Consider the following 22,133-nt stretch of genomic DNA (forward strand, 5'->3'; position numbering starts at 1 on the left):
CCCCCGGTGCGAACCGGTCGGGCCGCCCTGGTAACTTATAAGGGGAAGGCGCCGACGGGCCCTTCTTTTTTTTGCGTTCGGGGCCGGTTCGGCCCGGAGGCTCCAGAGGTTTCGACGGGCGGGCCCTCCTGCGGGAGGGCCCGCCCGTGCGTCATCTGCCGGTGCCTGCCGCGACGACCTTCGCGAGCGCGGTGAGCGCTTCGGAGGCCGCGACCGGGTCGCCCGCGGGCAGGCCGGGGGCGGCCTGGGCGCGGGACCAGCCGTCCATGCCGCTGCGGGAGAGCACGACCTGGGAGAGGCCCTGGATCCACTGGTCGTTGACGTCCCCGGCGAAGATGCCCGGGTCGAGGTCGAGCACGAGGTAGCCGGTGCCCGGGAGCGGGCACCACATGCCGTGCTCGATGCCGGCGTCGAGCGCGCCCGCGCGGATCCAGCCCTTCTTGACCAGGCCGAGGAGGCCGCCGACGGTGACCTGGGTGTTCTCGAAGCGGGTGAGGCGGCCGGTGGCGAGCTCGTCGTCGGTGAAGGCCATGACCTCGCGGCCGAGCTGCGGGAAGGGCTGCACGATCTCGTAGTCGGCGAAGATCTCCGACCACGCGGCGACGTCCTCGCCGAGGTGGACGGGGTGCGCGATGCGGATGGCGGCGGTGTCGGCCACCGCGAGTTCGTTCTCGTCGAGGTCGGTGCGGGTGCGGTCCTCGGCGAGGCGGAACGCGACGGGGCCGGCGCCCTCCTCGGCGGTCCACACCAGGCGCCGGGCGAGGTGCCACACGAGGGGGTGCTCGGCGAAGTGCTCCTGGAACTCGGCCGGAGTCCAGGTGCGGCCCGCGACCATGGCGCGTTCGAGGCGCTTGACCTGGTCGGCGGCGACGGTGCGGAGTTCCTTGCGGAGGTTGGCGAAGCGCTTGTAGGCGGCGTCGGCGAGGTCGGCGTCGTCCTTCGCGGCGGGTTTGGGCAGGGACTTGCGGGGCTTGCCGTCGGCGTCGGTGACGAAGGGCTTGAGCTGCTCGTCGAAGCCGACCCGGAACCGCCGGGGCCCGTAGTCGAGGACGAGGGCGTCGTCGTCGCGGAGCCCGAAGTCGGGGACGAGCCGGTCGGCGAGCTGGTCGGCGGACAGGCCGAGGTGCGCGGCGATGGCGGTGATCTGGTCGCGGGCCTCCTGTTTGATGGCGGCGAACTTGGCCTTCTCGCCGATGCCCTGGATGGCGCGCAGGGCGGTCTCGGAGCCGATCGCGCCGAGGACCTTGAGGCCCTTGACGGCGCGGTGGTGCTGGTTCTCCCCCGGCCAGCGGCCGATGAGCGGGGTGAGTGCGCGGACGGTGTCGTCGTCGCCGAAGTGCATGAGCTGCATGAGGGCCCACGACTCGTCCGAGGGGGCGCCGGCGGTGAGCCACTGCTCGAACAGGGCGCGGGAGAAGCGGGTGAGCGAGGCCCGGTCGCAGGCGTCGGCGAGGACGGCGACGCCGGGGTAGTCGTAGTCGGGGGAGCCGAGGGCGAGCACGGCGGCGGCGTTGCGCACGGCCGCGTCAGGGAGGGCCCGGTCGCCTCCCTTGAGGAGGATCTGCGGGAGCGCGGGCGGGGAGACCCAGGGGCCGAGGGCCGGGACCCGGACGGCGGGGGTGAGCGGGTCGACGTCCACGAGGGTGCCGATCGCGGCGGCCGCCTCCGGGCCGTAGTGGGCGGCGGCCTCGCGGACGGTGTCGGCGCGGCCGGAGGCGGCGAGGTAGCGCAGCGCGGCCTCGGCGGCGGCGCGGGGCTTCTTGGTCCTGCCGAGCGCGTCGGGGACGAGCAGGGCCGCGGCGTCGGCGGCGTGGCGGTCGAGCCACCCGAAGGCCATGGGGCGCATGGTCTTCAGCCGCACGAGGGCGTCGACGGCGAGGCGGGCGGCCTCCAGGTTCGCGATGGGGGTGATGAGGTCGCGGAGCGAGGCGTCCCAGCCGGCGGCGGTCACCACGTGCCCGGCCGCGGCGGCGCCGTGGGCGGCGAGCAGGCGGCGGAGGAGCTCCGGGGAGAGGTAGCCGGGCGCGGGCTTCCAGTCGGGCAGCAGGTGCGCGGTGAGCTCACTCGGGGCGAGCGCCAGCACCCGGACCTGGTAGTGGGTGGCGAGGTTGTCGAACCGGGCGGCGTCGGCGGCCCAGTCGCGGTCCGGGCCGCCGACGCGGGCTTCGGCCCACCGCTCGCGCTCGCCGTCGGCCCAGACGACCCGCTCGATCGCGGGCGGGGTGAGGGCGAGGACGACGGGCGCGGCCGCGGGCGCGGTGCGCTCCCACGGCGGGGAGGTGAGCAGGGGCGGGACCTCGTCGGCGGGGGCGGCGGGGAGGCGGCCGGAGGTGGTGGTGACGCCCGCGACGATCTCGCGGACGGCGTCGGTCTGGAGGTCCAGGGCCGGGCCGAGGACGACCGGGTCGCCGTAGAGGATCGCGGTGAGCCGCTTGAGCGCGGCGGGTTCGGCGCCGGGGATGCGGGCGGCGACGGCGCGGAGGGCGCGCTGGGGGAAGCGCGCGGCGGCCTCCATCGCGTAGCCCATGGCGACCGGGTCGTCGAGGCGGTCGAGGATCAGGTCGAGGGCGGCGTCGGTGGGGATCGCGGCCAGTGCCCGGTAGAGGACCTTGCGGTCGCTCGTGTCGAGCCACCTGGTGAACATCTGCTCCAGGACGGGCGCGGCGTCGGCGCCGAGCCGGTGGAGCAGGTCGGCGATGCCGGCGGTCTGGAACCAGTAGAGGAAGACGCCGCCGCAGTCGAGGCCCTGGAGCTGGTCGGCGCTGGTGATGACGCCGAGGAGCAGGTTGGGGACGGCGCTGTCGGGTTGCCGGGCGCGGATTTCGGCGCACACCTCGTCGAGCCAGGCGGTCTCGCCGGGGACGAGGAGGCTCGCACCGAGGCGGCGCATCGGGTCGGTGCGGCGGGCGGCGAGGGCGTCGGTGACGGCGGCGTACTCGTCGTCCGGGAGGGCGGTGAGGTGGCCGCGGACGGCGGTGAGCTCGCTGGAGTGGAGGCGGCTCCAGCGGTGGCTCTGGAGGGTCTGCGCGATGAGGCCGATGGCGCCCTCGCGGTCGGCGGCGGTGATGTCGAGGGTGAAGAACTCGGTGAGCGCGGCGGCGGCGAACGGCGTCCCGTGCTCGGCGGCGGCGAGGTCGAAGAGGGGCCGCTGGAGGTAGGGGTTCGCGGTGGCGGTGGTGCGGGCGAGGGCCCAGACCGCGGCGGCGCCGGCGATGTCGGGCTCCCCGGCGAGGAAGGCGAGCCCGGCGTCGCGGTGGTCGGCGTTGGCCTCGTGGTCGAGGCGTTCGCGCACGCGGATCTCGTACTCGGCGAGGAGCTTCCGGCCGGCCTCGGGGTCGAGCCGCGTCCGCTTCGGCTTGCCCTGGCCGCGCCGGGGCCGCACGAACCGGTTCCAGGATTCGGGGAAGGTCACCGGCTCCGCGTCGAAGTCCGCCTCCGAGCGGCTCCACAGCGACAGGTGGACGCGCCCGGGGGTCTCCGGCAGGAGGTCGAACGAGATGTAGCCGGGGGTCTCGAAGACCGGCTTCATGTCGAACAGGTCCCCGTAGAAGCGGGCCGAGGCCGGGGCGTCGGCGACGAAGACGATGAACAGGTTCGGTGCGGGCATGGTGCCCTCCTTTCCGTCGGGAACGCCACCGTAGGCGCGGAACCTGACGGATCCTGTCAGGTTCTCGGAGAGAATCGGGCCATGACTCCCGACAGGTTCTTCTCGCTCATGCTCGCGCTGCGCACCCGCCCGGAGACGACCGTGGCCGCGCTCGCGGCCGAGGCCGGCGTCTCGGACCGCACCGTGATGCGGGACCTGCGCTGGCTCCAGGACGCGGGCTTCCCGGTCCTGGTGCGCCGCGGCCGGTACGGCGGCGTCTCGATGCTCCCCGGCGGCGGGCTCGACACCGGGCGCCTGACGCCGCCCGAGCGGGAGCACCTGGCGCTCACGGGCCTCGACGGGGACCAGCGCCGGCGCCTCGGGGTCGAGCAGGTGAGCGGCCGGGCCCTGCGCAAGGTGACCGGGGCGCGCCCGCCCGACGACCTGCTGCCCGTCGGCGACCTGGTCGTCAGCGACAACCGGCCGTGGTTCGGGCCCGAACCCGAAGGGGTCTCCCCCGCCGCGCTCATCGGCGACCTGCGCCGCGGCGTGCGGCTCAAGATCCGGTACGAGCGGTCGAGCGAGGACGCCCGGTGGCGGACCGTGGACCCGTACGGGCTCTTGGCGAAGGGCGGCCGGTGGTACCTCGTGGCCGACGAGGAGGGGCGCCCGCGCCTGTTCAACCTCCTCAAGATCGCGCGCTGGGAGCCGCTGCGCACCGCGCGGCGGCTGCGCCCAGGCGCGGGCCTGGCCGCGGTCGCCGGGGAGCTGACGGCCGGATGGGAGTCGGGCGGGGACCTGGAGGTGCGCCTGCGGATCAAGGAGTACCAGGTGGAGCGAGCGCGGCGGATCTTCGGCTCGCGCCTGTCGATCGGCGGGGCGCAGGCGGACGGGTGGCGCGAGGCGGTACTGCGGTGCCGGGTCCTCGACGAGATCCGGCAGGTCCTGGCGTTCGTCGACACGGCCGAGGTCACCGGCCCGCCGGAGGCGGTCGCGCGCATGAGGGAGCTGGCGCGGATGGTGTTCGACCACTACGCGTGAGCCCGGGAAAACCGCTGGACACGTGCGGTAAGGGGCGGTAGCGTCGCTGGGTTCCGATGGCAGGGTCCTTCCCGTCCCGAGTAGAGAAGCAGGTGCGTTCCATGGTCGTCCAGGTGTCCGCGGCCGGTGCCGTCCGGCCGCGATCCTCAGCAGCCCGCACCGCTTCACAGAGAAGGACGACCGATCACAGTGGATCTCCCACGTAGCTTCACCATCCGCGAGAGCAGCCACCGCCTGCTCAACCCCTTCACGCCCGAGAAGCTCGCCGCGCTCGGCCGCGCGGTCGGCCCCGCGCCGGGCACGACGATGCTCGACCTCGCCTGCGGCAAGGGCGAGATGCTGTCCACCTGGGCGCGCGACCACGGCACGACCGGCACCGGCGTCGACATCAGCACCGCGTTCATCGCGGCCGCCCGCGAGCGCGCCGCCGAACTCGGCGTGGCCGAGCGGGTCGCGTTCGTGCACGGCGACGCCGCCGGCCACGTGGCCGCCGAACCGGTCGGCATCGCGTCCTGCGTCGGCGCCACCTGGATCGGCGGCGGCCCCGAGGGCACCGTCGAACTGCTGCGCCGCAGCCTCGCCCCCGGCGGCGTGATGCTGGTCGGCGAGCCGTACTGGCGCCTCGACCCGCCCGACCAGGCCACCGTCGCCGGCTGCCACATGTCGGCGAAGGACGACCTGTTCTCGCTCCCCGGCCTGCTGGAGCACTTCGGCGGCCTCGGCTGCGACGTGGTCGAGATGGTCCTGGCCGACCAGGACAGCTGGGACCGATACGCGGCCGCGCAGTGGCTCAATGTCAGGCGCTGGCTCGATGCCAACCCCGGCGACGAGCTGTACGGCGAGATGCGCGCCGAGCTCGACACCGCGCCCGTGAACCACGCCAGGTACCAGCGCGAATATCTCGGCTGGGGCGTGTTCGCCCTGATGGACCGCTAAGGCGGTCGGAGGCGTAAAGGAGGGGCACCGCCGGTTCCGGCGGTGCCCCTTCGCGTTCGGTCAGGCCGCGCGGGCCGAGACGAGGTCCGACTGGCGCACAGCCGCGGCGCAGCCCGCGCACTCGTGCTCGCCGTCGAGGCCCGGGGCGGTCGCCCAGCCCTCGGCCTCGGCGGCCGCGCACAGGACCGGCCAGGAGTAGTACGAGTCGTCACCGCACACGAAGACCTCGCCGCAGCGGTCGCATCGCAGCTCGTACTCGATGACGCCGTTGCTCAACTCGTAGGTCCGTCCGCTCATGGTCCGTGCTCCAATCCAGGGGCGGCCGGGGGTGGCCCGGCCGGCGCGCTTCCGGGCCACAAGTGCCCCGGTCCCCCGCGGACCAAACCCACCGGATCGGACGGCCGCGGCCCTGGGACCGCGGCAGGACGGACTATTCGAGGCGGAACGTCGCGGCCGAGCGCTCGGCGTCCGTGGTGGCCGTGAGCAGGTTCACCAGGCCGCTCGCGTTGCGCAGGTAGCGGCCCGCGAAGTTCACCGCCTCGAACGAGACCGCGCCGGCGTCGGCGAGCCCCGCGCGGCGGTGGAAGCTCGCGTCCTGGCGGAACTGCGCCGAGCCGTCACCCGCCTCCACCCACAGCTCGTAGTTCCGGTGCCGCAGGAACCGGCCCGGGAAGTTCGCCGACTCCAGCGAGACCGTGCCCGAACCCGACAGGCCCGTGACGATCCGGAACTGCGAGTCGGCCAGCAGCGCCGGGGTCGCGTTGGCGCGCAACCGGAAGTCGTAGTGGTTGAGGAACACCGTGGTCGAGCCGTGCGCGGCGAGCCGGTACGGGGTGGCGCCGTCGGCCACGGGGATCCCGAAGTCCGGCGTGCCGTCCGCCTTCCAGTAGAACTTCTGGACCCTGGTGTGGCGGTTCGGGTCGTAGAGCGGGTCGCCGCTGATGTTCTTGTAGGGCCGCGCGTGGTAGACGAGGAGGTCGCTCTGGCCGTCCTCGGAGACGGTGAACGAGTTGTGGCCGGGGCCGAACTGGCCGGTGGCGTCGCTGCTGCGCAGCACCGGCTGGGCGCTCTTGGACCAGGAGGAGGCGCTGAGCAGGTTCGCGCCCTCGGAGGCGGTGAGCAGGCCCATGGCGTAGTTCGCGTCGGTGGCGCTGGCGGAGAAGGTCATGAAGATCCGGCCGTTGCGCTTGACGACGGCGGCGCCCTCGTTCACGTTGTGGCCGATGGTCTCCCACGAGTTGGTGGGCTTGCTGATGCGGACCGGCGTGCCGGTGATCGCCCACGGGCTCGCCATGGCGGCGAGGTAGAGGCTGGTGCCGCTGCCGAGCTCGGGGTCGCTCTGGGCCCAGCAGAGGTAGCGGGTGGAGCCGTTGGTGAACGTGGTGGCGTCCAGGGAGAACGAGTCGCGCGGGGTGGTGATCTGGCCGCGCTCGGTCCAGGTCCCGCTCAGGGGGTTGGCACTGGCGTTCTCCAGGGCGTACATGCGGATGGCCCAGACGTCGTCGGCGCGCCCGGCGGCGAAGTAGAGGTACCACCTGCCGCTGATGTAGTGCAGTTCGGGCGCCCAGATGTGGGCGCTCATGGGGCCGCTGGCGTGCTTGTGCCAGACGGTGACCTCCTGCGCGGTGGCGAGGCCCTGGACGGTGGTGGCGCGGCGCATGACGATGCGGTCGTAGGCGGGGACGCTCGCGGTGAAGTAGTAGTAGCCGTCGGTGTGGCGCACCACGAACGGATCGGCGCGCTGCTGGATGAGCGCGTTGGAGTAGAGGACGCCGGGGCTCGCCGACGCCGGGGCGGCGGCCCCGAAGGGCGAGGCGGCCGCGGCGACGGCGGCCGCGCCCGCGGCTTGGAGCAGGAGCCTGCGGTTGAGGGGTGTGCTGCGCATGGGACCTCCGATGAAAGGGCAGGGTCGAGACGGGACATGGCGGCCACCAGGTGATGTTCACGGTAACTAAGCGCGGATTCCGAGTCAATACATCCATCAGCATGAATGTCGTGGGCGCGGTCTCCCCCAAAGGTCGCAAGCGTGGTTCCGCCTTGCGCCAGAAGTCGGGAAGGTCCTGTTCGGGACACGATGGTGGCGTTCACCGAATTCCCCGGCCCGCAGCGGGCCGGCGCACCCACTGGAGACGACATGGACGCCCGTCGAATCGGCCGCACCGCGGCCGCACTCGCCGCCGTCGCGGTCCTCGCGACCGCCTGCGGCGCACAGGAACCGGACCCGCCCGAACCCGAAGACCCCGCCGCACCCGAGGCGTTCACCACCGCGAACGTCGACGCCTGGCTCGACGCGACCCTCCCCGGCATGCTCGAGGACTCCGGTGTCGCCGGGGCCGCGGTCGCCGTCGTCGGCGACGGGCAGGTCCTCACCACCCGCGGCTTCGGGTACGCCGACACCGCATCCGGGGCAATGGTCGACCCCGCCGACACCCTGTTCCGGCCCGGATCGGTCTCGAAGGTCTTCACCGCCACCGCCGTCATGCAGCTCGTCGAGTCCGGCGACCTGGACCTCGACGAGGACGTGAGCGCCTACCTCGACTTCGAGATAGATCGCAACTACCCCGAGGACGTGACCCTGCGGCACCTCCTCACCCACACCGCCGGATTCGAGGAGCGCATCGCCGGGCTCATCGGCGTCGAGGGCACCGAGGTCGACCTCCGCGACTCCCTCGCGACCGACCCGCCCGAGCAGGTCTTCCGGCCCGGCACCACGCCCTCGTACTCCAACTACGGGAACTCCCTCGCCGGGTACATCGTGGAGCGGGTCAGCGGCGTCCCCTTCGACGACTACATCGCCGAGCATCTGCTCCGACCGCTCGGCATGGACTCCTCCTCGTTCGAACAGCCGCTCCCGTCCGACCTCGCCGACCGCATGTCGAGCGGGTACGCCGACAGCGGCGGGGAGGCGCAGCCGTTCGAGTACGTCGGCACCCCGCCCGCCGGGGCGCTCTCGGCGACCGCCGACGACATGGCGCAGTTCATGCTCGCCCAGCTCGGCACCCGAAGCGACGGCGTGGAACTGCTGAGCGCGGCGACCCGCGAGGAGATGTTCACGCCCGCACTGGAGTCGGACAGCCTCGCCGAGTTCGCCGGGGCGCAGCGGATGACCCTCGGCTGGTTCCAGGAGGACCAGAACGGGCACCGGATCGTCGGCCACGGCGGCGACACCAACTGGTTCCACTCCCACCTCAACCTCTACCCCGACGACGGGGCCGGGATCTTCGTGTCCTTCAACAGCTCCGGCACCGAGGGATACGAGACGCTCGGCCTGCGCGCCGACCTCATGAGCGGGTTCGCCGACCGGTACTTCCCCGGTGAGACCGCCGCGGAGGCGGGCGGGGTCGGAGCAGACGGGGCTGAAGGAAGCGGGGTTCAGGGAGGCGAGGCCGAGGCGGAGGACGTCGCGGGCGTCTACCACGCCTCGCGCGGCTCCCAGAGCACATTCCTGTCCGCACTCGACGTCCTCAACACCACCGAGGTCACCGCCCTCGACGACGGCCGCCTGTACTTTCCGGCCGACCCCGGCACGATGGAGCCGAGCGTGTTCGAACCGGTCGGCGGCGGGGTCTGGAAGGAAGTGGGCGGCGACCGCACCATCGCCGTCCGCACCGAGGACGGCGAGGTCACCGGCATCGTCCACGACGCGGCGTTCACCCTGCTGCCCTTGGAGACCGAGCGGCGGATCGCACTGCCGCTCCTCATCGCCTCGGTCGCGGTGCTCCTGCTCGCGCTCCTGGCCTGGCCCACCGCGGCCCTCTGGCGCCGCCTGCGCCGCCGCCCCGCGCCCGGCCCCGAAGGACGGCGCTGGAGGGCGCTCGTGCGCATCGGCGCCGCGTGCTCGGTGCTCGCCATCGCCGGATGGGTCGCGATCGTCCTCATGGCGATGTCGCTCCAGGAGCCCTCGGCCGCGCTCATCCGCGGCGTCCAGCTCCTCCAGCTCGTCGGCGCTCTCGGGCTGATCCCGGCGGTGGTCAAGGGCGTCGGCGAGATCCGCCGCAAGGCCGGCTGGAGGGCCGTCACCGGTACGGTGGTCGTGTTCCTGGCCCTCTCGGTGGTCGCGGACTTCGCGATCGAGTTCCACATGCTCTCGCCGAACATCACCTACTGACCGCTCCGGCGGCCGACGAAGGAGGGCCCGCATGACCGCACCCGTCAAGGGCCGCCGCGCCACCCCGGGACAGCGCCTCGACCGCGCGCTGTCCCGGATGGGGGCCGCCGGGCCGTTCGCGAGGGACGCCGTGCTCGCGGTGGCCATCGCAGCGGTCACGCTGGGGCTGTACACGATCCTGGTGCGGCTCGCCCCGGCCGAGCCGTCGTTGCAGGTCACCGCCGCCGACGTGTGGACCATGGGCGCACTCGCCTCGGCGCAGGGCCTGCTCCTGTGCCTGCGGCGGGTGCGGCCCGGACTGTGCATGGCCGCGATCGTCCTCCTCCAGCTGGGGATCATCGCGGTCGCGCCGCAGATCATGGCGCAGGGCCTGGGCCCGGCCATCGCGGCCTACACGGTCGGCGGCCTCGCGGTGCCGCGCTTCGCGGCGGCCGCGGCGGCCACCGCCGCGGTCCTGGAGACCGGCATGTCGGCGGTCGCGACCTGGGGCGAGCCGGGGGCGGCGGTCACGGTCCTGAACCAGCTCGGATCGAGCGCGCTGCTGTATGCGGCGGCCTCGTTCATCGGCGCCTATGTGGCAACGCGCCGCCGCAACATGGTGATGGCGCGGGAGCGGTCGGAGCAGGTGCTGCGGGCCGCGCGCGAGCGGGAGGAGTCCGCGATCCGCGCCGAGCGGACCCGGATCGCCCGCGAGCTCCACGACGTGGCCGCGCACCACCTGTCGGGCATGGTCGTCCAGGCGGCGGCGGTCGAGCGCCTCATCGAGCGCGACCCGGCCGCGGCCCGGGAGGGCGCGGAGTCGATCCGCATGCAGGGCAAGGAGACCCTGGCGAACCTGCGTCAGGTCGTGGGCCTGCTGCGCGAACGCGGCGGCGGGGACGGGACCGCACCGGTCCCGGGGCTGTCCGCGCTCGACGCGCTGGTGGAGGAGGCGCGGCGCCTCGGCGACGACGTGTCCTACACGTGCGAGGGCGAGCCGCTGGTCCTGCCGCCGATCGCCGACATCTCGCTGTACCGGATCGCGCAGCAGGCGTTGACGAACGCGCGCCAGCACGCGCCCGGCGCGGCGGTGGCGCTGCGGTTGGCGTACAAGCCGCACGCCGTGGAGCTGACGGCGGTCAACGGCCGGGCGCGGCGCGAGCCGGCGGACCTGGAGCACGGCGGCACCGGCCTGGTGGGGATGCGCGAGCGCGCCGACCTCGTCGGGGCCGAGTTCACGGCCGGACCGGTGGTCGACGGCGGCTGGAGCGTGCGGCTGCGGCTGCCGGTCCGGGAGGCCGACCGGGAGCGGCGCGGCGTCGAGCGCACGAGTGGTGAATTCGCGAGCGGGACAGGGGAACGATGATCAAGGTGCTGCTGGTCGACGACCAGGCGGTGGTCCGCGCGGGCTTCCGCGTGCTGCTGGAGGAGTCCGGGGACATCGAGGTGGTGGCCGAGGCGTCGAACGGTCCGTCCGCGGTGGTCGCCGCGGCGCAGTTCGCGCCCGATGTGATCTGCATGGACGTGCGGATGCCCGGCGGCGACGGCATCGAGGCCACGCGACGGATCGCGGCCGACCGCGAGGGCGAGTCGCCCGCGATCCTCATCGTGACCACGTTCGGCCTGGACGAGTACGTGTTCGGCGCGCTCGAAGCCGGGGCGAGCGGGTTCCTCATGAAGGACTGCGAACCGGAGGAGCTGGTCGACGCGGTCCGCCGCCTCGCCGACGGCCAGGGCCTGGTGGACCAGGCGGTGACGAGGAGCGTCATCACCGAGTTCGCCCGCCGCCGCAAGGCGGCGGCCGACCCGGCCGCGGCGCGGCTGCTCACGGCCCGCGAGACCGAGATCGTGCTGCTCCTGGCGCGCGGCATGTCGAACGCGGAGATCGCGAAGGAGCTGTTCGTGGAGCCGAGCACCGTGAAGTCGCACCTGAGCCGCGCCATGGCGAAGATCGGCGCCAGGGACCGGGTCCAGACCGTGGTGTGGGCCTACCAGAACGGGGTCGTCTGAGCGGCTGAACGCGGACCGGTGCGGGAGTCGGTGCCGGCTCGGCGCGTGTTCGGGGGCCGGATCAGGCCGACTCGTCCGAGAGGACCCACCGGACCTCGTCGGCGATGAGGTCGATGCCGTTCCCGACCGGTTCGTAGCCGAGGGCGCGGGCGGCGGTCGTGTCGAGCACCATCGGGGTCTGCCACGGGTGGCGCCACGGTTCGGCCCCGGCGGGAGCGGCGTCGATCGTTCCCTGCCAGGACAGCTCGGCGGCGACGGCGCGCACGATCTGCTCGGCGGTCGGGGTGTCGGGGTCGGCGGCGTTCAAGATGCGCCGGCCCGGGCGCTCGGCGACGGCCGCGATGAGGGCGGCGGCGTTCGCGGCGGCGGTGAGGTGGTCGACGGTATCCGCTCGCGTGAGCGCGATGTGCTGGTCCCCCTCGCGCATCCGCTCGATGACGGCTCTGGTACGCGCGTTCCGGGCCCAGCGCCCGTGGACCTTCGAAGGCCTGAGCACGGTGACCGGGAGTCCTGAGTCGAGGGCCGTCAGCTCGGCCGCGGCCTTGCAGGGTCCGTAGCCTTCGCGGGTGAACGGGTCCGTGCCCTCGGGGGCGGGCGGCAGCGTCGGGGCCGTCTCGGTGAGCGGGCCGCCGAACCTCGGCGGCTCGTCGCCGTTGAGGTGCCTGCCGGCGTCGTCGGTGTACACGGCCCGGCTCGACACGAGCACGGGGCAGCGCACCGCCGACATGGCCGGCAGCATCGCCCGCACGTCCTCGGCGCTGTAGGCGATGAGGTCGACCAGCAGGTCGGCGCCATCGCCGACCAGGCGCTCGACGCCGCGGACATCACCGCGTTCAAGGGCGTGGAACCGGACCCCCGCCTGAGACAGCTCCTGCGGCATCCGGGACCGGTCGCGACCGGTCGCCTCCACCTGCCACCCGGCTGCGGCTAGAAGCAGTGCGGTCGCGCCGCCGATGGCGCCGGTCCCGCCGAGCACGATGGCGCGCATGCCGTCCTCCGAACCTCGAGATGATCTGGGACTGTACAAGATCGGCCGTGCGACGGCGGGCGCCGCCCGGGGTCAGGGGGACCGGAGCGACTGGGCGGCGAGTTTCGCGGCGCCGAGTTCGGCCGGGCCGGCCTCGGTGACCGGCGCGTCGGGCCACGCGGCGGCGAGGCGGGCGCGCACGCCCTCGCGCACGGGGGCGCTGCCGCGGAGCACGCTGCCGGACAGGACGATCGGCGTGGCCTCGGCCGGATCGCGGACCGCGGCGACGGCCGTGGCGAGGTGCGCGGCGGCCTCGTCGAGGATCGCGGCGGCGCCGGCGTCCCCTGCCAGCGCGGCCTCGGTGACGAGCGGCGCCAGCCGGTCGAGGCTGCGCGGCGGGCGCCGGTGCACGGCGATGACGAACGCGTCGGATGTGTCCGGGCCGTCAGTGCGGTCGGCTGCGAGGATCGCCCGCACCACGAGTCCGGTAAGCGGTGTCGGCGGCAGGCCCGCCTGGAGTCTGAGGGCGGTGTCGGCCGCCGCCTTGCGGCCGATCCAGAACCCGGAGCCCCGGTCGCCGAGGAGCCAGCCGAGGCCGTCGCCGACGCGGGTGATGCGGTCGCCGTCGATGCGGGCGGCGGCCGAGCCGGTGCCGGCGATGAGGACCGTGCCGAGGGGTTCGTCGGTGCCGGAGGCGAAGGCCACCTGGGCGTCGCCGACGGCGCGGACCGGGCAGCGGAGGCCGGCGGCGTCCCAGGCGCGCTGGAACGCCGCCGCGGTGTCGGGCTGGTCGAAGCCGCTGACCCCGGCGAGGCCGAGGACCGCGGCGGCGACGCGGGTCGGGTCGGTACCGGCCAGGGCGCCGTGCAGGGCGCGGGCGACCTCGGCGGCGGCGAGGTCCGGCGGGACGGCCAGCGGGTTGCCCCCGCCGGCGTCGCCCCGGCCGACGGTCTCGCCGTCGAGGGTGATCACGATCGCGCGGGAGGAGGTCCCCCCGACGTCCAGGCCGAGTACCAGCTTGCTCATGAGGTCAGCATGCCCCCAGGTCGGTCCATTGCGGCGTCCAGCCCGGCTCGGAGCCCTGGGTCCACCAGTTGGCGCGCCACAGGTGCTCGCCGTCGCCGGACTTCGGGCCGCTCGGGTCGCCGTTGGCGCTGCGTTCGTGCACGACGGTGTTCCCGGCGGTGTAGACCGATCCGAAGGCCCAGTCCGGGGCGGTGGCGCAGTCGGCGCCGCCGGTCGGCGGGTCGGTCGGGTCGGTGGGCTCCTCGGTGGTGGGCGGTTCGGTGGGGCATTCGCCGCCGCCGGTGCCCACGGTGTCGGTGTGGTCGACCCCGTCGGCGCGGTAGCCGGAGACGCGGGCGTTCACCTGGGCGGGGCTGAGGACCTCGCCGGCGGTGTGCATGACGTAGTCGACCTGCTGGTGGTAGACGCTGGTGCCGCCCGCGTGGGCGGCGGTGTCGATGAACCAGAGGTTGAAGTTGACGGACATGGGGGTCTCCGGGTAGTACTTCCCGGAGTGGTCGGCGACGAGCGCGCCGTCCACGTAGTACTTGACGTGGCCGCCGGAGACGGTGAACACGAGGTCGTGCCAGCCGTTGAAGCTCTGGCGCTGGGCGGTGTGGGTGTTGTCGGCGATCCAGGGTTCGGCTTGGTAGGTCTCCCAGGTGGTCTGGTAGAAGATCGGCCCGGTCTCGCCCCAGCCGCCGTTGGGGAGGTACTCGAAGTCGATCTCGCCGTAGTCGGGGTCCATCGGGGCGTCGAGCGGCGTGATGGTGAAGAAGGTCTCGACGAGGTGGTCGCCGTCGGTGCCGCTGACGGGGGTGTCGGCGAACTTGACGCGGGCGGCGTAGGTGCCTTCGAAGAACTTCTGCTGGTGGAACAGTTCGGCGTGGCTGGTGCCGCCGCCGGTGCCGTCGGTGGCGGCGCGCAGTTGCAGGGACTTGGCGCCGTCCACGGTGGGGAACGAGACGTTGCTCGCGGGCCAGGCGGCGCCGGGGACGCCGGGTCCGCCGGCGTTGGTGCGGACGGTCCAGCCGCGGGCGGCGATGTCGGGGTCGGACGGCGAGTCGTAGGCGAAGTCGTCGAAGAGGACCCCGTCGCAGGCGGCGGGTTCGGCGGCGTCGGCGGTGCGGTCGGCCGCGGTGGTGACCGCGGCGGCCGCCGCGACCGCGAGGACCGCGGCGGCGACGCCGGCGGTGCGGCGGGTGGTGCGGGTGGTTGCCATGGTGAGCTCCCTTTCCGGTTGAACTCGGCTCGGACGGACGGGGATCGGTCAGCGGACCGCGCCGGCGGTGAGGCCGGAGCGGATCTGCCGTTGGAACAGGAGGTAGGCCAGCAGGACGGGGAGGATCGCAATGATGAGTCCGGCGAAGAGGCCGGAGAAGTCGCTGCGGTAGCCCTGGCTGACGGCGAGGGCGGCGAGGCCCTGCGCGAGGACGTAGCGGTCGGGGTCGGGGTTGAGGACGAGGGGCAGCAGGTACTGGTTCCACAGCCCGAGGAAGTTGAAGATGCCGACGCTGACCATGCCGGGGCGGGCCATGGGGAGCATGACGCGGAAGAACACGCCGGTGTGGGAGCAGCCGTCGATGAACGCGGCCTCGGCGGTGGCCGCGGGGAGGCTGCGGAAGAACGCGTGGAGGAAGAACACGGTGAACGGCAGGGCGTAGGCGGCGTACACGAGGATGAGCCCGTGGTAGGTGCCGAGGAGGCCGAGCTGGTCGACCACGAAGAACAGCGGGACGAGGGCGAGGAAGACGGGGAAGAGCATCCCGGCGACGAGCAGGTAGTAGACGAGGCGGTTGCCGGGGAAGTCGTAGCGGGCGAGGCAGTAGGCGGTGAGGGCGCCCAGGAGCATGACGAGGGCGAGTGCGCCGCCGACGACGATGAGGGTGTTGAGCAGGTACTTGCCGATGTTCGCCTCCTGCCAGGCGCGGGCCCAGTTGTCCCACTGGGGCGAGGCGGGCAGGGACCAGGGGCTGGCGAAGATCTCGGCGTCGGTCTTGAGGGAGGAGAGGACGGCCCACGCGAGCGGGAGGGTGACGAGGACGGCCCAGACGGCGAGGACGAGGTGCAGGGCGCCGTCGGTCAGGCGCGGTTTCAGGAGGCGCGGTTTCACGCGAGTTCCACCCGCTCTCTCTTGGTGGCGCGCATGGCGAGCGCAGTGAGGGTCAGGGTGATGAAGAAGAGCGTGACGCCCATGGCGGAGGCGTATCCGAACTCGCCGTAGGTGAACGCGGCGCGGTAGAGGGTGAGGCCGATGACCTCGGTGGCGTTGTCGGGCCCGCCGGGGCCGACGGACATGATCTGGACCAGCGCGAACCCGTCGAGGGCGAGGATGCCGAGGTAGACGTAGGCGACCTGGACGCTGTCCCACACCAGCGGGAGGGTGATGCGGCGGAACACGGTGAACCTGCCGGCGCCGTCGAGGGTGGCGGCCTCGACGACGTCGGTGGGCACGGACTCCATCGCGGCGGTGAAGAGGACGACGTAGAAGCCGACGGCGGACCAGACCATGACGGCGGTGACGGCGGGGAGCGCGGTGGCGGGGTCGGCGAGCCAGGACCGCTGGAGCCCGTCGAGGCCGACCGCGCCGAGGAGGCCGTTGAGGAGCCCGTTCCCGGGCGTGTAGACGAACTGGAAGAGGACGCCGAGGATGGCCACGGACAGGAGCTGCGGGAAGAAGTAGACGATGCGGTAGAGGCCGGAGCCGTGGACGCCGCGCCCGCGCCGCCGCATGCCGCCGCCGAGGGTGAGGCAGGCGGCGAAGAAGAGGGCGAGGGCGATCGTGGCGGTCGGGACGACCACGAGCATGAGGCCGTTGTTGCGCAGGGCCGCGAGGAACAGGGGGTCGCTCCACAGGTCGGCGAAGTTCTGGAGGCCGACCAGGCCGGCCTCGGCGGAGAGGCCGTCCCAGTCGGTCAGGGCGAGGTAGAACGCCTGGGCGTAGGGCGAGACGACGAAGACGCCGTAGAGGAGCAGGGGCGGCGCGAGCGCCCCGATCAGGAACCGGTACTTGCCGTGTCGCATGGCTCGGGCCTCCCCTGCGTGCTCAGCGCTCGTACTTGGCGATGGAGTCGTCGGCCGCGACGGCGTCGGCGGCGGCCTGGATGCGGTCGGCCCACTGCTCGGGGTCGGCGCGTCCGGCGAGGAGTTCGCCGGTGGCGGTGTCGACCTCGACGGCGAGCTCGGGGTACCAGGTGCGGTACTTGTAGCCGAAGACGTTGTCCCCGGCGGTCTCCAGTGCGGCGGCGACGGAGGCGAGGCCGCTGGTGAGGTCGAGGCCGTCGGTGGCGCCCTTGACGACCGGCATGGCCTTGGCGGACTCGGCGAAGCCGCGGGCGACCTCGCCGGAGAACAGGCAGCGGAGGTAGTCGAGGCCGCCGCGGGGGTTGAGGGCCTGGGCGGGGACGAGGAACGACTCGCTGCTGGCGCCCTGGACGGCGCCGTCGGGGAGGGCGTCGGCGGCGGTGAGGGCGGGGACGGCGGCCATGGCCATGTCGAAGCCCTCGGGGGTGACGCCCTGCTGCTCGCCCTCGATCCAGGAGCCGCACGGGATGAACGCGGCCTGCCCGCTGCACCAGGCGTTCTGGGCCTCGGTGTGCGAGAGCCCTTCGGAGCCTTCGAGGATGTGGCCGCCGGCGACGAGCCGGTGGATCGCGTCGGCGGCGGCGAGCACGCCCTCCTGCCTCCACGCGTCGGGGGCGAGGTTGTCGATCGCGTACACGAGGTCGAGGCCGCCGGCCTTGGCGGCGAGGGACTGGAGCGGGTCCATCATGTACTCGGGGTACTTGCCCTGCCAGGTCCACGGCGCGATGCCGGCGCCCTTGATCTCCTCGCACAGGGCGAGCATGTCGTCCCAGGTGGCGGGAAGGGTCCATCCGTGCTGGTCGAAGAGGCTCCGGGAGTACCAGATCCCCCAGACCACGTAGGAGTAGTTGAGGAAGGAGACGGTGCCGTCGAGGGTGCCGTCCTCGACCACGCCGGGGAGCAGGAGGTCTCCCACTGTCACCGCCGGGTCGTCGAGGCTGGGGGCGTCGAGGAGGTCGGCGAGGTCGGTGAGCTGCCCGGCGGCGGCGAGCGCGGCGATGTCGAGGCGCCCGGCGCCGGAGTTGTCGACCACGTCCGGCGGTTCGCCGGACACGAAGCGGGGCTGGAGGACCTCGCCGACCTTCTGGAGCCCTTCGTGGGTGACCGTGGCGTCGGGGTGGCGCTCCTCGTAGAGGGTGACGGCGTGCCGGGTGTACTCCTGGCCGTAGCCGCCGTCGAACATGACGACCTCCAGGTCGGCGCCTTCGGGGACGCCGAGCGGGTTGTCGTCGGTGACGGCGCCGGTGGCCTGCTCGGCGGGGTCGTCGCCGCCGGCGGTGACGCAGCCGGAGAGCACGGCCGCGGCACCGGCCATTGTGGACGCTCGCAGAAGCGTACGGCGGGAGGGCTGGACGTTCATGAGGGGCCTTTCTCGAGGTCGCGGGGTTGCGGGGTTGCGGGGAAGCAGGGTTGCGGGGGTTGCGGAAGGTCAGGCGGCGGTGCGGCGGATGCGCCCGGCGTACTGCGCTTCGAGGGCGAGGTTGTGGTCGTCGCCGCCGGGGATGTTGGCGGAGAGGTAGACCGGCGGGGTGCGCCCGGCGTCGAGGAGGCGCTGCACGGCCTCGGCGACGACCATCTGGGCGAGGACGGCGGCGGTGACCGAGGAGACGGCCCCGACCGCGCCGCCGCCGGGCAGCGGCATCCCGGCGTCGCCGTAGGGGGCGCCGTTGTCGAGGACCACGTCGGCGATCTCGCTCAGGCGCCGGCCCGACGGGTGGCGGGAGGGGGTCTTCGCGGAGTGCTCGGCGGAGGTGAAGGCGATGAGCGGGTGGCCCTTCTCCTTGACCAGCAGAGCGAACTCGACGATGACGCCGTTGATGCCGGAGTTGGAGGCGATGGCGAACACGTCGTCCGGCCCGGTCGGCACGGTCTCCAGGAGCCGGCGCGCGATGTCGGGGTTGCGCTCCAGGAACGGGTCGTCGAGGGTCTCGCGGGGGTGCCCGCCCTGGAGGACGAGGTCGCGCAGGGCGATCTTGTTCGAGGGCACGAAGCCCCCGGCGCGCCCGGCCAGCTCCATCGCGAGGGCTTCTGAGTGCCCGGACCCGAACGCCTGGAGGACCCCTCCGGCCCCGATCGAGTCGGCGATGAGCCGCGCGGCCTCGCTCACGGCCGCGCCCTGCTCCTCCCCCACCCGGCGGATGGTCTCGGTGGCGAGGTCGAGGTAGGCCCGGCCGGTGAGGCGGGCTGGCTGGTCGGTCACTGGTCCTCCTGGGAGCGGTTGCGGCGGTTGCGGTTCGGGTCGTCGGCGAACCGGTGGGCCTGGACGGCCCGGGCGGTCACCTCGAACGCCTCGGTGGTGCGCTCGTAGGTGCGCTGCGCGACGGCGACGTAGATGAGGTCGAGGACCAGGAGCTGCGAGTGCAGCGCCGAGAGCGCGGCGAGGCGGAACGTCGTCTCGTGGACGGCGGTCGTGAGGACCACGTCGGCGGCCTGGGCCATCGGCGAGCGCTCGAAGGAGGTCACGGCCACGGTGAGGGCGCCCTGCTCGCGGGCCTCGGCGAGGACTTCGACCACCTCGCGGGTGCGGCCGCTGTGGGACAGGCCGATCGCGACGTCGCCGGGCCGCAGCAGGGCCGCGTTGGTGAGCGCGGTGTGCGTGTCGGGCCGGAACCAGCAGGGGACGCGGATGCGCTCCAGCCGGAACGCGAGCTCCCGGGCGGCGGTGCCGCTGCTGCCCAGGCCGACGAGTTCGACGCGCCCGGCCTCGGCCACGGCCTGGGCGACCCGGTCGATGCGGTCGAGGTCCACGCGGGACGCGGTCTCCTGGATGGCGCGGGAGTCGGCGCTGGCGACGATGCCGAGCACGCGGTCGAGCGGGTCGCCCGGCTCGATCTCGCGGTCGATGTCGGTCTCCCAGCGGGCCTGCTCGGCCCGGCCGCCTTCCGCGGCGAGCGCGACGCGCAGCTCCGCGTAGCCGGAGAAGCCGAGCACCCGGCAGAACCGGGTCACGGTGGCCGTGGAGGTTCCGGCCCGCTCGGCGAGGTCCGCGATCGACGCGCGCGCCGCCCCGTCCGGGTCCTCCAGGATCTGCACCGCGACCCGTTGCAGCGCATCGGGGAGCGTCTCGAGTTCCGTTCGCAGCCGCCCGACCACCCCCTGGCCTCGCACCGTCACCGCCACTGGAATTTCCTTTCATTGAAGCTTCCTTATGAAGAAAATTACGATGAACGCTCGGCCAAGTCAACGCTTCAGGAGAATAAATTTCATCGGTGATTCCTGGCGGGGGTGTCCGAGCCGCGGGCGGCGGGCCGGGGCTCGCGGCGGCCGGGCCGCGTACGGAGAGCGAAGGCGAAGGGCCCCAACGGATGTCGATGACCTGCGGACGTCGGCGTCCGCGCCGCGGACCTGCTTTGTCTATGCTGGACATACCGTCGCGAGACAGGAGTCCGCCATGCGAGCCGTCATCCAGGAGCGGTACGGAAGCCCCGACGCCGTCGAGCTCGGCGAGCTCCCGGAGCCGGTGCCGGCCGAGGGCGAGGTGCTGATCGAGGTCAGGGCCGCGTCGCTCAACGGCTCGGACCGCGAGAACCTCGCCGGGAGCCCCTTCTACGCGCGCCTCAACGGCCTGCGGCGCCCGCGCCGGCCCGTGCCGGGGTCCGATGTGGCCGGCGTCGTGGTGTCGGTCGGGAGCGCGGTGTCCGAGTACGCGCCCGGCGACGAGGTGTTCGGGGAGCTGCTGGGCTACCGGGGCGGGCTCGCCGAGTACGCGGCCACGCCGCCGAAGCTCCTCGCCCGCAAGCCGCCGGGGCTGTCCTTCACGGACGCTTCGGCGATCCCGCAGGCCGGGTGCATCGCCTACCGGGCCACGCAGGGCGTCAAGGGCGGCGACGCGGTGCTCGTCAACGGCGCGGGCGGCGCCGGGGGCGCGCTCGTCGTCGGGCTCGCCAAGCACCTCGGGGCCGAGGTGACCGCCGTCGACCGGGCCGACAAGGCCGACTACCTGCGGGAGATCGGCGCCGACGAGGCGGTCGGGTACGAGGACGAGGACTGGGCCGACCGGCGCGGACGCTACGACCGGGTGATCGACCTGATCGGACACCGCTCGCCGTTCCGGGTGCAGCGGGCGCTCAAACCCGGCGGCGCCTACCTCATGGTCGGCGGGCACACGCGCATCCTGTTCGCGACGCTCCTCGCCGGACCGGCCGCGGGCCTGGGCGCGAAGAAGCGCGTGCGGGTGCTGGTGGTGCCGCAGTCGCGCGCCGACCTGGAGGCGGTGACGGCCCTGATCGTCGGCGGTGTCGTGGCGCCGGTGATCGACCGGGTGTACCCGCTGGACCGGGCCCCGGAGGCGTTCGCGCGCATCGCGTCGGGCGACAACCGGGGGAAGGTCGTCGTGGAGGTCGCGGCGCCCCGCTAGGCTGAGTGCTCGACGACTGCGCTACCTCAACGACTGTGCTACCTCGACGACTGCGCTGCAAGGAGAAGGTGATGGCGGGCGACCGGATCGCGATCGTGTGGAACCCGGCGAAGACCGCGCGGGAGGACCTGAGGAAGGCGCTCCCCGCCACCGACGCCGTGCTGTCGTGGCACGAGACGACCCCGGAGGACCCCGGCCGCGGCGCCGCCGACGAGGCGATCAAGTCCGGCGCCGAGGCGATCGTGGCGGTCGGCGGGGACGGGACCGTCCGCGCCGTCGCCGAGCGGCTGGCGCAGAGCGACACCAGGGCCGAGCTCGGGGTGGTCCCCCTCGGCACTGGGAACCTCCTGGCGCGGAACCTCGGCATCCCGCTGAACAACCTCGCGAAGGCGTTCGAGCGGGCCTTCGGCGACCGCGCCCGCCCGCTCGACCTCGGCTGGATCGAGGCCGAGATCGAGGGCGAGCAGGTCCGCAGCGCCTTCGCCGTCCTGGCCGGCTTCGGCCTCGACGCCCACATGATCACCCAGACCGACGAGGACCTGAAGAGCCGCGTCGGCTGGCTGGCCTATGTGGAGTCCCTGGGGCGGGCGGTGAACGCGACCGAGGTCGTCGACATCGAACTCGTCGCGGACGGCGGCGAGCCCGAGCGCACCGCCGGGCACACGCTGCTGGTCGGCAACTGCGGGACGCTCCAGGGCGGCATCCGGCTGCTGCCGGACGCGGACCCGGCCGACGGCGAGCTGGACCTGCTGCTGCTCAGCGCCGAGGGCATCGGCCAGTGGGTCGACACGCTCCGGTCCTACATGTGGGACAACGGGGTCCGGCGCCTCATCACCGGCCAGGACCGCGCCGCCAGCGCCGACACCGCCCAGCACGGGCGGGCGAAGCGGCTGGAGGTGCGGCTCTCGCAGCCGCTGGTGCTGGAGATCGACGGCGACGACCTCGGCGAGGCCGCGGCGTTCACGGTCGAGGTGCAGGAGCGGGCGCTTCACGTTCGGTAGCGGCCCTGTTCTTCAGCCGCCTTGTTTGACGACTGCCCTGCTCGAAAACTGCCCTGTTC

General features: G+C 73.4%; 18 protein-coding genes. 7 read left to right on the plus strand and 11 right to left on the minus strand.

What is annotated here, in order from left to right; all coding sequences use genetic code 11:
* Positions 1-151: 151 nt before the first annotated feature.
* Positions 152-3,607, minus strand: coding sequence for a DUF4132 domain-containing protein (locus BLS99_RS12990; protein WP_091050010.1), 3,456 nt, complete (start codon positions 3,605-3,607; stop codon positions 152-154).
* A gap of 81 nt (positions 3,608-3,688) precedes the next feature.
* Here BLS99_RS12990 and BLS99_RS12995 point away from each other — a divergent pair, with 81 nt between their 5' ends.
* A complete protein-coding gene (locus tag BLS99_RS12995; RefSeq protein ID WP_091050014.1) occupies positions 3,689-4,627 on the plus strand; it encodes a helix-turn-helix transcriptional regulator in 939 nt (312 codons plus the stop codon).
* A gap of 189 nt (positions 4,628-4,816) precedes the next feature.
* A complete protein-coding gene (locus BLS99_RS13000; RefSeq protein WP_091050016.1) occupies positions 4,817-5,563 on the plus strand; it encodes an SAM-dependent methyltransferase in 747 nt (248 codons plus the stop codon).
* A 60-nt stretch (positions 5,564-5,623) separates the two neighbouring features.
* Here the strand turns inward: BLS99_RS13000 and BLS99_RS13005 are convergent, their stop codons facing one another.
* Both BLS99_RS13005 and BLS99_RS13010 read right to left on the minus strand, forming a co-directional pair.
* The gene (locus tag BLS99_RS13005; RefSeq protein ID WP_091050019.1) at positions 5,624-5,860 is read right to left on the minus strand and encodes a hypothetical protein; all 237 of its coding nucleotides are present in this window, start codon (positions 5,858-5,860) and stop codon (positions 5,624-5,626) included.
* Between the two features lie 133 nt (positions 5,861-5,993).
* Complete coding sequence (locus BLS99_RS13010; RefSeq protein WP_091050023.1) at positions 5,994-7,448, minus strand: family 43 glycosylhydrolase; 1,455 nt, start codon at positions 7,446-7,448, stop codon at positions 5,994-5,996.
* 249 nt (positions 7,449-7,697) lie between these two features.
* On the opposite strand from BLS99_RS13010, the gene BLS99_RS13015 reads away from it, so the two are divergent.
* From BLS99_RS13015 to BLS99_RS13025, 3 genes are read left to right on the plus strand one after another with little or no spacing between them, the layout of a single operon-like run.
* Positions 7,698-9,671 (plus strand): serine hydrolase domain-containing protein, encoded by a 1,974-nt coding sequence (locus tag BLS99_RS13015; protein ID WP_091050026.1) that lies wholly within the window; start codon positions 7,698-7,700, stop codon positions 9,669-9,671.
* A 31-nt stretch (positions 9,672-9,702) separates the two neighbouring features.
* Positions 9,703-11,016, plus strand: coding sequence for a sensor histidine kinase (locus BLS99_RS13020; protein WP_091050029.1), 1,314 nt, complete (start codon positions 9,703-9,705; stop codon positions 11,014-11,016).
* Positions 11,013-11,660, plus strand: coding sequence for a response regulator (locus BLS99_RS13025; protein ID WP_091050032.1), 648 nt, complete (start codon positions 11,013-11,015; stop codon positions 11,658-11,660). Before BLS99_RS13020 ends, BLS99_RS13025 begins: the two co-directional genes overlap by 4 nt.
* 61 nt (positions 11,661-11,721) lie before the next feature.
* Here the strand turns inward: BLS99_RS13025 and BLS99_RS13030 are convergent, their stop codons facing one another.
* The 8 genes from BLS99_RS13030 to BLS99_RS13065 all read right to left on the minus strand — a co-directional run bounded on the left by BLS99_RS13030 (position 11,722) and on the right by BLS99_RS13065 (position 19,830).
* Entirely contained in the window at positions 11,722-12,648 is a 927-nt protein-coding gene (locus BLS99_RS13030; RefSeq protein ID WP_091050036.1) for an NAD-dependent epimerase/dehydratase family protein, read from the minus strand.
* A gap of 72 nt (positions 12,649-12,720) precedes the next feature.
* Positions 12,721-13,653: an N-acetylglucosamine kinase gene (locus BLS99_RS13035; RefSeq protein WP_091050040.1), complete on the minus strand. Its 933-nt coding sequence runs from the start codon at positions 13,651-13,653 to the stop codon at positions 12,721-12,723.
* A 4-nt stretch (positions 13,654-13,657) separates the two neighbouring features.
* Positions 13,658-14,854 carry a family 16 glycosylhydrolase gene (locus BLS99_RS13040; protein ID WP_091050043.1) on the minus strand — a complete coding sequence of 399 codons (1,197 nt, stop codon included), beginning with the start codon at positions 14,852-14,854 and terminating at the stop codon, positions 13,658-13,660.
* A 48-nt stretch (positions 14,855-14,902) separates the two neighbouring features.
* On the minus strand, positions 14,903-15,745 hold the full coding sequence (locus BLS99_RS13045; RefSeq protein ID WP_091050047.1) for a carbohydrate ABC transporter permease: 843 nt from the start codon (positions 15,743-15,745) through the stop codon (positions 14,903-14,905).
* On the minus strand, positions 15,742-16,656 hold the full coding sequence (locus BLS99_RS13050; RefSeq protein ID WP_091050050.1) for a carbohydrate ABC transporter permease: 915 nt from the start codon (positions 16,654-16,656) through the stop codon (positions 15,742-15,744). The genes BLS99_RS13045 and BLS99_RS13050 overlap by 4 nt, the downstream gene beginning before the upstream one ends.
* A gap of 22 nt (positions 16,657-16,678) precedes the next feature.
* A complete protein-coding gene (ngcE, locus tag BLS99_RS13055) occupies positions 16,679-18,031 on the minus strand; it encodes an N-acetylglucosamine/diacetylchitobiose ABC transporter substrate-binding protein (protein ID WP_218126466.1) in 1,353 nt (450 codons plus the stop codon).
* Between the two features lie 114 nt (positions 18,032-18,145).
* Entirely contained in the window at positions 18,146-18,916 is a 771-nt protein-coding gene (locus BLS99_RS13060; protein ID WP_091050056.1) for a sugar isomerase domain-containing protein, read from the minus strand.
* Positions 18,913-19,830, minus strand: coding sequence for a MurR/RpiR family transcriptional regulator (locus BLS99_RS13065; protein ID WP_091051370.1), 918 nt, complete (start codon positions 19,828-19,830; stop codon positions 18,913-18,915). Before BLS99_RS13065 ends, BLS99_RS13060 begins: the two co-directional genes overlap by 4 nt.
* A gap of 277 nt (positions 19,831-20,107) precedes the next feature.
* On the opposite strand from BLS99_RS13065, the gene BLS99_RS13070 reads away from it, so the two are divergent.
* Together BLS99_RS13070 and BLS99_RS13075 are read left to right on the plus strand one after the other, a co-directional pair.
* Positions 20,108-21,073, plus strand: coding sequence for an NAD(P)-dependent alcohol dehydrogenase (locus BLS99_RS13070; protein WP_176953342.1), 966 nt, complete (start codon positions 20,108-20,110; stop codon positions 21,071-21,073).
* Positions 21,074-21,144: 71 nt separating this feature from the next.
* Positions 21,145-22,074, plus strand: coding sequence for a diacylglycerol/lipid kinase family protein (locus tag BLS99_RS13075; RefSeq protein ID WP_091050063.1), 930 nt, complete (start codon positions 21,145-21,147; stop codon positions 22,072-22,074).
* Positions 22,075-22,133: the final 59 nt, after the last annotated feature.

This window comes from Glycomyces sambucus (assembly GCF_900102815.1).
Classification (GTDB): Bacteria; Actinomycetota; Actinomycetes; order Mycobacteriales; family Micromonosporaceae; genus Glycomyces; species Glycomyces sambucus.

What these genes read in the sequence shown, in the direction of transcription:
- BLS99_RS12990 (WP_091050010.1), bottom strand. Translation starts at nt 3,607, where the DNA reads ATGCCCGCACCGAACCTGTTCATCGTCTTCGTCGCCGACGCCCCGGCC.
- BLS99_RS12995 (WP_091050014.1), top strand. Translation starts at nt 3,689, where the DNA reads ATGACTCCCGACAGGTTCTTCTCGCTCATGCTCGCGCTGCGCACCCGC.
- BLS99_RS13005 (WP_091050019.1), bottom strand. Translation starts at nt 5,860, where the DNA reads ATGAGCGGACGGACCTACGAGTTGAGCAACGGCGTCATCGAGTACGAG.
- BLS99_RS13010 (WP_091050023.1), bottom strand. Translation starts at nt 7,448, where the DNA reads ATGCGCAGCACACCCCTCAACCGCAGGCTCCTGCTCCAAGCCGCGGGC.
- BLS99_RS13015 (WP_091050026.1), top strand. Translation starts at nt 7,698, where the DNA reads ATGGACGCCCGTCGAATCGGCCGCACCGCGGCCGCACTCGCCGCCGTC.
- BLS99_RS13020 (WP_091050029.1), top strand. Translation starts at nt 9,703, where the DNA reads ATGACCGCACCCGTCAAGGGCCGCCGCGCCACCCCGGGACAGCGCCTC.
- BLS99_RS13025 (WP_091050032.1), top strand. Translation starts at nt 11,013, where the DNA reads ATGATCAAGGTGCTGCTGGTCGACGACCAGGCGGTGGTCCGCGCGGGC.
- BLS99_RS13030 (WP_091050036.1), bottom strand. Translation starts at nt 12,648, where the DNA reads ATGCGCGCCATCGTGCTCGGCGGGACCGGCGCCATCGGCGGCGCGACC.
- BLS99_RS13035 (WP_091050040.1), bottom strand. Translation starts at nt 13,653, where the DNA reads ATGAGCAAGCTGGTACTCGGCCTGGACGTCGGGGGGACCTCCTCCCGC.
- BLS99_RS13040 (WP_091050043.1), bottom strand. Translation starts at nt 14,854, where the DNA reads ATGGCAACCACCCGCACCACCCGCCGCACCGCCGGCGTCGCCGCCGCG.
- BLS99_RS13050 (WP_091050050.1), bottom strand. Translation starts at nt 16,656, where the DNA reads ATGCGACACGGCAAGTACCGGTTCCTGATCGGGGCGCTCGCGCCGCCC.
- ngcE (WP_218126466.1), bottom strand. Translation starts at nt 18,031, where the DNA reads ATGGCCGGTGCCGCGGCCGTGCTCTCCGGCTGCGTCACCGCCGGCGGC.
- BLS99_RS13070 (WP_176953342.1), top strand. Translation starts at nt 20,108, where the DNA reads ATGCGAGCCGTCATCCAGGAGCGGTACGGAAGCCCCGACGCCGTCGAG.
- BLS99_RS13075 (WP_091050063.1), top strand. Translation starts at nt 21,145, where the DNA reads ATGGCGGGCGACCGGATCGCGATCGTGTGGAACCCGGCGAAGACCGCG.